The organism is Shewanella aegiceratis, from assembly GCF_019457495.1.
Classification (GTDB): domain Bacteria; phylum Pseudomonadota; class Gammaproteobacteria; order Enterobacterales; family Shewanellaceae; genus Shewanella; species Shewanella loihica.
On record NZ_CP080416.1, the window covers coordinates 161,462 to 174,766 of the forward strand.

Below are 13,305 nucleotides of genomic sequence, written 5' to 3' on the forward strand. Positions count from 1 at the left end.
ATTGTGCTTATCCTTGTGCGGCTTAGCCTTGCTTACTGCGCGGAATAAGAATACAATCTATGGCCGATTTTTGACCCTCTGGGCTTACTGCTTGCTCTGGGAGTATGTTCGGAGAATGTTAGTGGTATGGACTGGGCAATCTCAGCACTTGCGAGTTTTTTATGCCCGGCCAGACTTAAGCTCAGGTCGTAGTGAGTAACGGAATTAACCGATGACAACAAATACTGAAAACCAGGGAAGCTCTCTGGATATCGTTAAATGGGGCATAGTAGTCGTACTGCTAGCGGCCGCCATTATTGCTAATCAGATGTATAGCGAAGCTAGTGTATTAGTTCGTGCTATCGGTGTCGTAGTGGCATTTGCTATAGCAGGTTTTATCGCGCTTCAAACCGAGAAGGGTAAACAAGCGCTGACTTTCGCTCGCGAGTCTCACATTGAAGTGCGTAAAGTGGTATGGCCGACGCGTCAAGAAGCCCTAAACACGACATTTATCGTACTACTGGCAACAGGCGTACTGGCATTGGTTCTGTGGGGAATGGATGCGGTACTGCTGAGAATTGTTAATTTTATTACGGGCGTATAGGCATTTCATATGACTGAAGCTAAAAAAAGATGGTATGTGGTTCAGGCCTTTTCGGGTTATGAAGGTCGTGTATGCAAATCATTGCTTGAACACATCAAAATGCACGGCATGGAGCATTACTTCGGCGAGGTACTAGTACCTACAGAGGAAGTGGTTGAGATGCGTGCAGGCCAGCGTCGTAAGAGCGAGCGTAAGTTCTTCCCTGGCTATGTGTTGGTACAGATGGAAATGAACGATGAAAGCTGGCACTTGGTGAAGAGCATCCCTCGTGTGATGGGCTTTATCGGTGGTACCTCTGATCGTCCAGCGCCTATCTCTGATCGCGAAGCTGAAGCGATTCTGCAGCGTCTACAAGAGACGACTGAGTCTCCGACTCATCGCGTGATGTTCGAGCCTGGTGAAGTGGTTCGCGTAACCGACGGTCCTTTTGCCGACTTTAACGGCACCGTTGAAGAGGTCGACTACGAGAAGAACCGCGTTAAGGTGTCTGTAATGATCTTCGGTCGTTCAACACCGGTAGAGCTAGATTTCAGCCAGATCGAAAAAAGCTGATTAAATAAAGCACAAAACGTATTGGAAATGGGTGCGGATTTTTGTATAATCCGCACCCATTATTTTCGGGGAGCTAATCGGCATGTCGCCGCTAGCGTTTGTACCCAAACTTGAGGAAAATGTCTCATGGCAAAGAAAGTTGATGGTTACATCAAACTACAAGTAGCAGCCGGTGCTGCAAACCCGTCGCCACCAGTTGGTCCTGCATTGGGTCAAAAAGGTGTCAACATCATGGAATTCTGTAAAGCATTCAACGCTCGTACTGAAAAGTTCGAGAAAGGTATGCCAATTCCTGTTGTGATCACTGTTTACACTGATCGCTCTTTCACTTTTGAAACTAAGACGCCACCTGCTTCATTCCTGCTGCTTAAAGCTGCTGGTCTTAAGTCTGGTTCAGGCCGTCCTAACACTGAAAAAGTGGGAACTATCAAGCGTAGCGCTGTCCAGGAAATCGCTGAGACTAAAGCCGCTGATATGACTGGTGCTGACATTGAAGCGATGACTCGCTCAATCGAAGGTACTGCGCGTTCAATGGGTTTGGTAGTAGAGGATTAATATCATGGCAAAGCTAACTAAACGCGCGCGTTTGATCCGCGAGAAAGTAGAAGCGACTAAGAGCTACGACATCAACGAAGCTGTTGCACTACTGAAAGAACTAGCTACTGCTAAGTTCGTTGAAAGTGTTGACGTTGCGGTTAACCTAGGTGTTGACCCACGTAAATCAGACCAAAACGTTCGTGGCGCGACTGTTCTGCCACACGGTACTGGTCGTGAAGTACGTGTTGCTGTGTTTACTCAAGGTGCTAACGCTGACGCCGCTAAAGAAGCCGGTGCTGAGCTAGTTGGTATGGACGAGCTTGCTGCACAAGTTAAAGCTGGTGAAATGAACTTCGACGTAGTTATCGCATCTCCAGATGCAATGCGCGTTGTTGGTCAGTTAGGTCAAATCCTGGGCCCACGTGGTCTGATGCCTAACCCTAAGACTGGCACTGTAACGCCAAACGTTGCTGAAGCTGTTAAGAACGCTAAAGCTGGTCAGGTTCGTTACCGCAACGACAAGAACGGTATCATCCACACTACCATCGGTAAAGTGGACTTCGAACCAGTTCAATTGAAAGAAAACCTAGACGCTCTGCTAGGCGCGCTTATCAAAGCTAAGCCAGCTGCAGCGAAAGGCGTTTTCGTTAAGAAAGTAAGCATCTCTACCACTATGGGTGCAGGTGTTGCGGTTGATCAGAGCACTCTGAACCCAACTTCTTAATTTCTTAGCTTGTTTTACAAGGTGCGGGGATTAGTCTATAATGCGCGCACCTTGTGGGTTGAGGACCATTTTCATTCGTGTAAATGGTTCACGTCCAAGACCGTAGGTGTTAACGAATAAACGTTAGCTTAATTCCCTACGTAGACGGTGTCGGACCCCAGATAGATTTATTCTGCCTGGATATTCGCGCCGTAAGTAACTGAGTATTTAATACTTAGTATGGTAATTGCTAGGGATATCCCTAGATTGAATCCAGGAGTAAAGCCAATGGCATTAAGACTCGAAGACAAAAAAGCGATTGTTGCTGAAGTCAACGAAGCTGCCAAAGGTGCTTTATCTGCAGTTGTTGCCGATTCTCGCGGTGTGACTGTAGGTGATATGACCGGTCTTCGTAAAACCGCTCGTGAATCTGGTGTTTACATTAAAGTTGTACGTAACACACTAGTTAAGCGCGCTGTTGAAGGTACTGATTTCGAGTGCCTAAGCGAAACGTTTACTGGTCCTACTTTGATTGCATTCTCTAACGAGCACCCAGGTGCCGCTGCGCGTCTTCTTAAAGATTTCGCGAAAGCTCAAGGGAACTTTGAAATCAAAGCAGCAGCCTTTGAAGGGGAATTAATCCCTGCAAGCGACATTGATCGTTTAGCAAAACTACCAACATACGAAGAAGCACTAGCACAGTTCATGATGACTATGAAAGAAGCATCTGCTGGCAAGTTCGTTCGTACATTGGCCGCTCTACGCGATCAGAAAGAAGCTGCTTAATTTTACAAGCCGCTTAAATAAATTGAATTCAGTACAATTAGGAATTTTTTGTTATGTCTATCACTAAAGACCAAATCTTAGAAGCCCTTGCAGCTATGTCTGTAATGGAAGTTGTTGAACTAATCGAAGCAATGGAAGAGAAGTTCGGCGTTTCTGCCGCTGCTGCTGTTGTTTCTGGTGGTGCTGATGCAGGCGCTGCTGCTGAAGAGAAGACAGAGTTTGACGTAGTTATGACTTCTCACGGCGACAACAAAGTTGCAGTAATTAAAGCTCTTCGTGGCGCTACAGGTCTAGGCCTGAAAGAAGCCAAGGGTATGGCTGAATCAGCTCCAGTAGCTGTTAAAGAAGGCATCTCTAAAGAAGAAGCTGAAGCACTGAAGAAAGAGCTTGAAGAAGCTGGTGCTCAAGTAGAGATCAAGTAAGTTATACTCTAACTTACAACCTCCCGAGTGATCGGGCGGAGGCTGGCGGTTTTTTAACCGTCGGCCTTTTTTGCGCTGTAAGCGTAGGCGATTTTTTATTCACCGTTTGTCGCCAGATTTCGCAGTCCCTAGCAGAGATTATTGGTTAGGTTCTTGCTTTCAACGGTGATGGGCAAACGTGCTGTTGCAACCCTGCGTTGTTTCAGTCTTGGTCACATCTCGCAATCAGAGGAAACCCATGGTTTACTCCTATTCTGAAAAGAAGCGTATTCGCAAAGACTTTGGTAAGCGTCCACAAGTGTTGGATATCCCTTACCTTCTGTCAATCCAGTTGGACTCGTTTAAGAAGTTCACCGATCAAGATCCTACAGGTGAGCGTGGTTTAGAAGCCGCTTTCCGTAGCGTTTTTCCCATCAAGAGCTTTTCTGGTAATTCAGAGCTGCAATATGTCAGCTATAAGCTAGGTGAGCCAGTTTTTGATGTGAAAGAGTGTCAAATTCGCGGTGTTACATACTCTGCTCCACTACGCGTTAAACTGCGTATGGTGCTGTATGATCGTGAAGCTGCGCCTGGCACAGTTAAAGACATTAAAGAACAAGAAGTCTACATGGGGGATATCCCTCTGATGACTGAAAACGGTACCTTTGTTATCAATGGTACTGAGCGTGTTATCGTTTCTCAGCTGCACCGTTCTCCTGGTGTATTCTTCGATCACGACCGTGGTAAGACCCACTCTTCAGGTAAGGTGCTTTATAACGCACGTATTATTCCTTACCGTGGCTCATGGTTGGACTTCGAGTTCGATCCTAAAGATGCACTGTTCGTACGTATCGACCGTCGTCGTAAGCTTGCGGCGTCTATCATACTGCGTGCACTTGACTACTCTACTCAAGATATTCTCGATCTGTTCTTCGAACGTGTTCAGTACAAGATCAAGAAAGATAGCCTAGTCATGGCACTGGTTGCCGATCGCCTACGTGGTGAGACAGCCAGCTACGACATCAAAGATGCTGAAGGTAACATCATAGTTGAGAAGGGCCGCCGTATTACTGCGCGCCACATTCGTCAACTTGAAAAGACAAACACCACAGAGCTTGAAGTACCTGTTGAGTACATTTCAGGCAAGATCGCTGCACAAGACTACATCGACCCAGATACGGGCGAAGTACTGGTTTCTGCTAACGCCGAAATCAGCCTGGAAGATCTTGCTAAGCTGTCTATGGCCGGCATCAAAGATATCGACACCCTATACGTCAACGAGCTTGACCACGGTGCCTATATCTCTGACACCCTACGTATCGATTCAACCACTAACCGCCTAGAGGCGCTGGTTGAGATCTATCGTATGATGCGTCCTGGCGAGCCGCCAACCAAGGATGCTGCCGAAGCGCTATTCCAAAACCTCTTCTTCAGTGAAGAGCGTTACGACCTGTCTAAAGTGGGTCGTATGAAGTTCAACCGTCGTCTCGGTATCGATGACGATGAAGGTACAGGTATCCTGACCAAAGAAGATATCGTTGCAGTAATGCAGAAGATCATCGAAATCCGTAACGGTAACGATGAAGTCGACGATATCGACCACCTGGGTAACCGTCGTATCCGTAGTGTTGGTGAAATGGCTGAGAACCAGTTCCGTGTTGGTCTCGTTCGTGTAGAACGTGCCGTACGTGAGCGTCTGTCTCTTGGCGATCTTAATGAGCTGATGCCACAAGATCTGATCAACGCTAAGCCGATTTCTGCGGCAGTGAAAGAGTTCTTCGGTTCTTCTCAGCTGTCTCAGTTCATGGACCAGAACAACCCGCTGTCAGAAGTGACACACAAGCGTCGTATTTCTGCGCTTGGCCCAGGCGGTCTGACCCGTGAGCGTGCAGGTTTCGAGGTTCGAGACGTTCACCCAACTCACTATGGTCGTCTATGTCCAATTGAGACCCCTGAAGGTCCAAACATCGGTCTGATCAACTCGTTGGCAAGCTTCGCGCGCACCAACTCTTACGGTTTCCTCGAAACACCATACCGCAAAGTGGTTGATGGTGTGATCACAGATCAGGTGGATTACCTGTCTGCTATCGAAGAAGGTCGTTACGTGATCGCACAGGCTAACATCGAAGTCGATGCCGATGGCCGTATGGTTGAAGAGCAGATCGCTTGTCGTCATAAGGGTGAATCTACCTTTATGCGTGCAGCAGACGTTCAGTACATGGACGTATCACCACAGCAGATCATCTCTGTGGCAGCCTCTCTGATTCCGTTCCTAGAACACGATGACGCGAACCGTGCATTGATGGGTGCGAACATGCAACGTCAGGCAGTACCGACACTTAGAGCTGACAAGCCGCTAGTAGGTACTGGTATTGAGCGTACATTGGCCGTTGACTCAGGCGTAGTTGTTGCCGCTAAGCGTGGTGGTTACGTTGACTATGTCGATGCGAGCCGCATCGTGGTTAAGGTTAACGAAGACGAGCTGACTCCTGGTGAAGCCGGTATCGACATCTACAACCTGACCAAGTACACGCGTTCTAACCAGAACACCTGTATCAACCAGCGTCCATGTTGTAGCGTTGGCGAGCCAGTGGTTCGTGGTGACGTATTGGCAGATGGTCCATCTACCGACCTGGGTGATCTTGCGCTTGGTCAGAACATGCGTATCGCATTCATGCCTTGGAACGGTTACAACTTCGAGGATTCGATCTTAATCTCTGAGCGCGTTGCGCAAGAGGATCGTTTCACCACTATCCACATTCAAGAGCTTTCTTGTATCGCTCGTGATACTAAGCTGGGTAGCGAAGAGATCACCGCCGATATTCCTAACGTGGGTGAGTCTGCGCTGTCTAAGCTGGATGAATCAGGTATCGTTTACATCGGTGCAGAAGTGAAGGGTGGCGACATCCTGGTTGGTAAGGTTACGCCTAAGGGCGAGACTCAACTGACCCCTGAAGAGAAGCTGCTACGCGCTATCTTCGGTGAGAAGGCTTCTGACGTTAAAGACAGCTCACTGCGTGTCCCTAACTCTGTTAAGGGTACCATCATCGACGTTCAGGTATTTACCCGTGACGGCGTTGAAAAAGACAAGCGTGCTGTAGAAATCGAAGAGATGCACATCGCTCAGGCTAAGAAAGACCTGACCGAAGAGTTCAAGATCCTTGAAGAAGGTGTCTTCGGCCGTGCGCGTAACCTTCTCATTGGAGCAGGTTTTGCACAGGCCGAGCTTGATGCTCTGCCACGTCCTCAACTACTGGTACAAACCATTGAAGACGAAACTAAGCAGACCGAACTCGAGCAACTTGCCGAGCAGCATGAAGAGCTGAAAGCCGATTTCGATAAGAAATTTGAAATCAAACGCCGCAAGATCACCCAAGGTGATGACTTGGCACCTGGCGTACTGAAGATCGTTAAGGTTTACCTGGCGGTTAAACGTACTATCCAGCCTGGTGACAAGATGGCGGGTCGTCACGGTAACAAGGGTGTGATCTCTAAGATCAACCCAATCGAAGATATGCCGTACGACGAAAACGGTAACCCAGTGGATATCGTACTGAACCCACTAGGTGTACCATCACGTATGAACATAGGTCAGGTTCTCGAAGTGCACTTAGGTGCCGCGGCCAAGGGCATTGGTGATCGCATCACCGCTATGCTCGAAGAGCAGCGTGAACTTGCAGAGCTTCGTGGCTACATCAAGAAGGTGTACGAACTGGGTGAAGACGTGCAGCAGCAGGTCGACATCGACTCGTTCACCGATGAAGAAGTTCTACGTCTTGCTAAGAACCTCAAAGGCGGTATTCCGACTGCGACTCCAGCATTCGACGGCGCGAAAGAGAAAGAGATTAAGGACATGCTTGAACTAGCAGGTCTGCCAACCTCTGGACAGCTGAAGTTGTTTGATGGTCGTACCGGTAACGAGTTTGAACGTCCAGTAACCGTAGGTTACATGTACATGCTTAAACTTAACCACTTGGTTGACGATAAGATGCACGCGCGTTCAACAGGTTCTTACAGTCTTGTTACTCAGCAGCCTCTGGGCGGTAAAGCTCAGTTTGGTGGTCAGCGTTTCGGTGAGATGGAAGTATGGGCACTTGAAGCATACGGTGCCGCTTACACGCTACAAGAAATGCTTACTGTTAAGTCTGATGACGTTAACGGTCGTACTCAGATGTATAAGAACATCGTCGACGGTAACCATCAGATGCAACCAGGTATGCCTGAGTCCTTCAACGTATTGCTGAAGGAGATCCGTTCGCTCGGTATTAACATCGAGTTGGATCAAGAGTAAGACTTGGCCATCGCCGAAGTTTGGCAATAAACGGTGCTCTGCGAGAGCAGGGCACCTGGTTTAACTCCTTCAGGAGAGAAACGTGAAAGACTTATTAAAGTTTCTGAAACAGCAAAGCAAGACTGAAGAATTTGAAGGCATCAAGATCGGCCTAGCGTCGCCTGATCTGATCCGCTCTTGGTCATTTGGTGAAGTTAAGAAGCCAGAAACCATCAACTACCGTACTTTCAAGCCTGAGCGTGAAGGTTTGTTCTGTGCGCGTATTTTTGGTCCAGTTAAAGACTACGAGTGTTTATGCGGTAAGTATAAGCGCCTTAAGCACCGTGGTGTGATTTGTGAGAAGTGTGGCGTTGAAGTAACCCAAACTAAAGTACGTCGTGAGCGTATGGGTCACATCGATCTAGCCAGCCCAGTAGCGCACATTTGGTTCTTGAAGTCTCTGCCGTCTCGTATCGGTTTGATGCTGGATATGACTCTGCGCGACATCGAACGTGTGCTTTACTTCGAATCTTTCGTCGTAATTGAGCCTGGCATGACCAGCCTCGAGCGCGGTCAGATGCTGACCGAGGAAAACTACCTCGACGCACTCGAAGAGTACGGTGATGAGTTTGAAGCCAAGATGGGTGCCGAGGCAGTACTTGAGCTGCTGCGCGCTATCGATCTTGAGAAAGAGATTGAAGAGATGCGCGAAGAGCTGCCATCGATCAACTCTGAGACTCGTCGTAAGAAGATTACTAAGCGTCTGAAGCTGATCGAGGCCTTCTACCAGTCTGGCAACAAGCCAGAGTGGATGATCCTCAAGGTGCTACCGGTTCTGCCACCTGATCTGCGTCCATTGGTTCCACTGGATGGCGGTCGTTTCGCGACTTCAGATCTGAACGATCTGTATCGCCGCGTGATCAACCGTAACAACCGTTTGAAGCGTCTGTTAGACCTGGCTGCACCGGACATCATCGTACGCAACGAAAAGCGTATGCTGCAAGAGTCTGTTGATGCGCTATTGGATAACGGTCGTCGCGGTCGTGCGATCACGGGTTCTAACAAGCGTCCTCTGAAATCTTTGGCCGATATGATCAAGGGTAAGCAGGGTCGTTTCCGTCAGAACCTACTGGGTAAGCGTGTTGACTACTCAGGCCGTTCGGTAATTACCGTAGGTCCTACTCTGCGTCTGCATCAGTGTGGTCTGCCTAAGAAGATGGCACTCGAGCTGTTCAAGCCATTCATCTACGGCAAGCTGGAAGGTCGTGGCCTGGCTACTACCATCAAAGCTGCTAAGAAGATGGTTGAGCGCGAAGTACCAGAGGTTTGGGACGTACTCGATGACGTGATCCGTGAGCATCCTGTGATGCTTAACCGTGCACCAACACTTCACCGTCTTGGTATCCAGGCGTTTGAGCCGGTACTGATTGAAGGTAAAGCGATTCAGCTGCACCCATTGGTGTGTGCGGCATACAACGCTGACTTCGACGGTGACCAGATGGCGGTTCACGTGCCACTGACGCTAGAAGCTCAGTTGGAAGCACGTTCACTCATGATGTCTACCAACAACATCCTGTCACCTGCGAACGGTGAGCCGGTGATCACACCGTCACAGGACGTTGTATTGGGTCTGTACTACACCAGCCGTGAGCGTATCAACGGCCGCGGTGAAGGCATGGCATTCGAATCTGTTGCCGAAGTAGAAAAGGCATACCGTACTGGCGTTGCCGAGCTGCATGCTCGCGTTAAGGTACGTATTACCGAGACGACTATCGCTGAAGACGGTGAGCGCACCGAGTCACGTCGTATCGTAGATACTACTGTGGGCCGTGCTTTATTGTCTCAGGTTCTGCCGAAAGGCCTTTCTTATGATCTGGTTAACCAGAACATGGGTAAGAAGCAGATCTCTAAGCTATTGAACACCTGTTACCGTCAGCTAGGTCTGAAAGATACTGTTATCTTCGCTGACCAACTGATGTATACCGGTTTCCACTTCGCGACCGTTTCTGGTGCGTCTGTGGGTATCAACGACATGGTGATTCCAGATGAGAAATACTCTCTGGTTGCCGATGCCGAAGCTGAAGTACTTGAGATTCAAGAGCAGTTCCAGTCGGGTCTTGTTACCGCCGGTGAGCGTTACAACAAGGTTATCGATATCTGGGCAAGTGCGAACGAAAAAGTTTCTAAGGCGATGATGGATAACCTGTCTACCGAGACAGTGATTAACCGTGACGGCGAAGAAGAAACTCAAGCTTCGTTCAACAGCATCTACATGATGGCCGACTCGGGCGCTCGTGGTAGTGCTGCACAGATTCGTCAGCTAGCGGGTATGCGTGGTCTGATGGCGAAGCCAGATGGCTCGATCATCGAAACCCCAATTACAGCGAACTTCCGTGAAGGTCTAAACGTACTCCAGTACTTTATCTCTACTCACGGTGCGCGTAAGGGTCTAGCGGATACCGCGCTTAAGACAGCGAACTCGGGTTACCTGACTCGTCGTCTGGTTGACGTTGCACAAGACTTAGTGGTTATCGAAGACGATTGTGGTACACACGAAGGTCTGACAATGAAGCCGCTGATCGAAGGTGGTGATGTTGTTGAGCCGCTACGTGAGCGTGTACTGGGTCGTGTGGTCGCTGAAGATGTTTACTACCCAGGTACCGAAGATGTACTTGCGCCGCGTAACACCCTGCTGGATGAAGCGTGGTGTGACAAGCTCGAAGAACACTCTATCGACGAAGTTAAGGTTCGTTCTGTAATCAGCTGTGACACAGACTTCGGTGTGTGTGCGGCGTGTTACGGCCGTGACCTTGCACGTGGTCACCTGATTAACCAAGGTGAAGCGATTGGTGTGGTAGCTGCTCAGTCAATCGGTGAGCCAGGTACACAGCTGACGATGCGTACCTTCCACATCGGTGGTGCGGCATCGAGAGCGTCTGCAGAAAACAACGTACAGGTGAAGAACGCCGGTACCGTTAAGCTGCACAACGCTAAGCACGTTGTTAACACCGAAGGCAAGCTGGTTATCGTATCGCGTTCATCTGAAATCGCGATTATCGATGAGCTGGGTCGTGAGAAAGAGCGTTACAAGGTGCCTTACGGTACTATCCTAGAGAAGCTAGAAGATGCAGCGGTTAACGCCGGTGAAGTCATCGCTAACTGGGATCCGCACACTCACCCAATCGTTTCTGAAGTAGCGGGTAGCATCAAGTTCGTCGACATGATCGAAGGTGTCACCATGACACGTCAGACCGATGAGCTCACAGGTCTATCTTCAATCGTGGTTATGGATGTGGGTCAACGTCCTACTGCGGGTAAAGAGATGCGTCCAGCGATCCGTCTGGTTGGTGCCGATGGCAATGACCTGATGATCCCTGGTACCGAAGTACCAGCGCAATACTTCTTGCCTGGTAAGGCGATCGTTAACCAAGACGATAACGCACAAATCGCCGTTGGTGATGCGCTTGCACGTATTCCGCAAGAATCCTCTAAGACTCGCGATATTACCGGTGGTCTGCCACGCGTTGCTGACTTGTTCGAAGCGCGTAAGCCGAAAGAGCCTGCCATCTTGGCTGAGTACTCAGGTACTATCTCGTTCGGTAAAGAGACCAAAGGTAAGCGTCGTCTGGTGATCACACCTGCCGATGGTGGTAAGCCATACGAGGAGATGATTCCTAAGTGGCGTAACCTGAACGTGTTCGAAGGTGAGAAGGTTGAGCGCGGCGAAGTTATCGCCGACGGTCCAGAAGCTGCACACGACATCCTGCGTCTACGTGGTATTCACAAGGTGGCTAACTACATCGTTAACGAAGTGCAAGACGTTTACCGTCTGCAAGGCGTGAAGATTAACGATAAGCACATCGAAGTGATCATCCGTCAGATGCTGCGTAAGTGTGAGATCACCGAAGCCGGTGACAGTGAGTTTCTACCGGGCGAACAGGTTGAAGTGTCTCGCGTCAAGATCGCTAACCGCGAACTTGAAGCGCAAGGCAAAGAACCTGCTAAGTTCGAGCGTGAACTACTGGGTATCACCAAGGCCTCGTTGGCGACCGAGTCATTTATCTCGGCCGCATCGTTCCAGGAAACCACTCGCGTATTGACCGAAGCTGCCGTAGGCGGTAAGAGCGATAAGCTACGTGGCCTGAAAGAGAACGTGATCGTGGGTCGTCTGATCCCGGCCGGTACAGGTTATGCGTACCACACCAGCCGTAACCAGGCTGCACAGAATGGCCCGGCAGAAGAAGTGCCGGCAATCAGTGCCAGTGAAGCAGAGCAAAACCTTGCCGATCTATTGAACCTGGCGGGCAGCCCTGAATAATCAGTGCTAGTCGGTAAATAGATTGTAAAAAAGGCACCTCAGGTGCCTTTTTTTTACTTAAATTGGGTAAAAAGTTGGCTATTTCTTGACAGCGACCCCTTACCTTTCTAAAATTTCGCGTCCCACACCTGTGGGATATAGATTTTTCACACCTTACTGTTGAGTTTAATCAACTGATTCGGAGCTATACATGGCAACTGTAAACCAGTTGGTACGTAAGCCTCGCTCGCCAAAAGTCATCAAGACTAACGTGCCTGCGTTGAATGCGTGTCCACAAAAGCGTGGTGTTTGTACTCGCGTGTACACAACCACACCTAAAAAACCTAACTCTGCACTACGTAAAGTAGCTCGTGTGCGTCTAACTAACGGTTTCGAAGTTACTTCGTACATCGGCGGTGAAGGCCACAACCTGCAGGAGCACAGCGTGATTCTAATCCGTGGTGGTCGTGTTAAAGACTTACCAGGTGTTCGTTATCACACTGTTCGTGGCGCATTAGACTGTGCTGGTGTTAGTGAGCGTCGTCAAGGACGTTCTAAGTACGGAGCTAAGCGTCCTAAGTCTTAACGTTTTCCGTTAAGTAAGGCCAAGCTAGAGATAAATGTGATTCCAGTTTTGGGGTCCCTGAAGCATACGGAGAAATTGTTATGCCAAGACGTCGCGTTGTAGGACAACGTAAAATCCTACCAGATCCAAAATTTAATAGTGAGTTGCTGGCTAAGTTCATCAACGTCATTATGCAGGACGGCAAAAAGTCGACTGCTGAAAAAATCATTTACAAGGCACTAGACGTTGTCGCTGAGAAAAAAGGCGAAGAGCACCTAGTGATCCTTGAAGCAGCCCTGGATAACGTACGCCCAACTGTCGAGGTTAAGTCTCGTCGTGTTGGTGGTTCTACTTACCAGGTACCATGTGAAGTTCGTCCAGTGCGTCGTAACGCACTAGCGATGCGCTGGTTAGTTGAAGCTGCACGTAAGCGTGGTGAAAAATCTATGGCTCTACGTCTAGCAGGTGAAATGCTAGATGCTGCCGAAAACAAAGGCACTGCTGTTAAGAAGCGCGAAGACGTGCATCGTATGGCAGAAGCAAACAAAGCGTTTGCTCATTACCGCTGGTAATCTTTTGGTGCAGGCGATTGCCTGCACCATGTTTTACAT

At 49.1% G+C, this 13,305-nt stretch carries 10 protein-coding genes; all 10 read left to right on the forward strand.

What is annotated here, in order from left to right; genetic code table 11:
• The first annotated feature begins 211 nt into the window (after nt 1-211).
• The 10 genes from secE (at nt 212) to rpsG (ending at nt 13,266) form a co-directional block, all read left to right on the forward strand.
• The gene (secE, locus tag K0H80_RS00760) at nt 212-583 is read left to right on the forward strand and encodes a preprotein translocase subunit SecE (protein ID WP_011863954.1); all 372 of its coding nucleotides are present in this window, start codon (nt 212-214) and stop codon (nt 581-583) included.
• 9 nt (nt 584-592) lie between these two features.
• Nucleotides 593-1,135 (forward strand): transcription termination/antitermination protein NusG, encoded by a 543-nt coding sequence (gene nusG, locus K0H80_RS00765; protein WP_144204495.1) that lies wholly within the window; start codon nt 593-595, stop codon nt 1,133-1,135.
• Nucleotides 1,136-1,261: 126 nt separating this feature from the next.
• Entirely contained in the window at nt 1,262-1,690 is a 429-nt protein-coding gene (rplK, locus tag K0H80_RS00770; RefSeq protein WP_011863956.1) for a 50S ribosomal protein L11, read from the forward strand.
• A gap of 4 nt (nt 1,691-1,694) precedes the next feature.
• Entirely contained in the window at nt 1,695-2,396 is a 702-nt protein-coding gene (gene rplA / locus K0H80_RS00775; RefSeq protein ID WP_220072785.1) for a 50S ribosomal protein L1, read from the forward strand.
• A 267-nt stretch (nt 2,397-2,663) separates the two neighbouring features.
• The gene (gene rplJ / locus K0H80_RS00780) at nt 2,664-3,161 is read left to right on the forward strand and encodes a 50S ribosomal protein L10 (protein ID WP_011863958.1); all 498 of its coding nucleotides are present in this window, start codon (nt 2,664-2,666) and stop codon (nt 3,159-3,161) included.
• A gap of 53 nt (nt 3,162-3,214) precedes the next feature.
• On the forward strand, nt 3,215-3,583 hold the full coding sequence (gene rplL, locus K0H80_RS00785) for a 50S ribosomal protein L7/L12 (RefSeq protein ID WP_011863959.1): 369 nt from the start codon (nt 3,215-3,217) through the stop codon (nt 3,581-3,583).
• 238 nt (nt 3,584-3,821) lie between these two features.
• Nucleotides 3,822-7,853, forward strand: coding sequence for a DNA-directed RNA polymerase subunit beta (gene rpoB / locus K0H80_RS00790; protein ID WP_220072786.1), 4,032 nt, complete (start codon nt 3,822-3,824; stop codon nt 7,851-7,853).
• A gap of 82 nt (nt 7,854-7,935) precedes the next feature.
• A complete protein-coding gene (gene rpoC / locus K0H80_RS00795) occupies nt 7,936-12,150 on the forward strand; it encodes a DNA-directed RNA polymerase subunit beta' (protein WP_220072787.1) in 4,215 nt (1,404 codons plus the stop codon).
• A 190-nt stretch (nt 12,151-12,340) separates the two neighbouring features.
• Nucleotides 12,341-12,715: a 30S ribosomal protein S12 gene (rpsL, locus tag K0H80_RS00800; protein WP_011863962.1), complete on the forward strand. Its 375-nt coding sequence runs from the start codon at nt 12,341-12,343 to the stop codon at nt 12,713-12,715.
• Between the two features lie 80 nt (nt 12,716-12,795).
• A complete protein-coding gene (gene rpsG, locus K0H80_RS00805) occupies nt 12,796-13,266 on the forward strand; it encodes a 30S ribosomal protein S7 (RefSeq protein ID WP_011863963.1) in 471 nt (156 codons plus the stop codon).
• Nucleotides 13,267-13,305 lie beyond the last annotated feature (39 nt).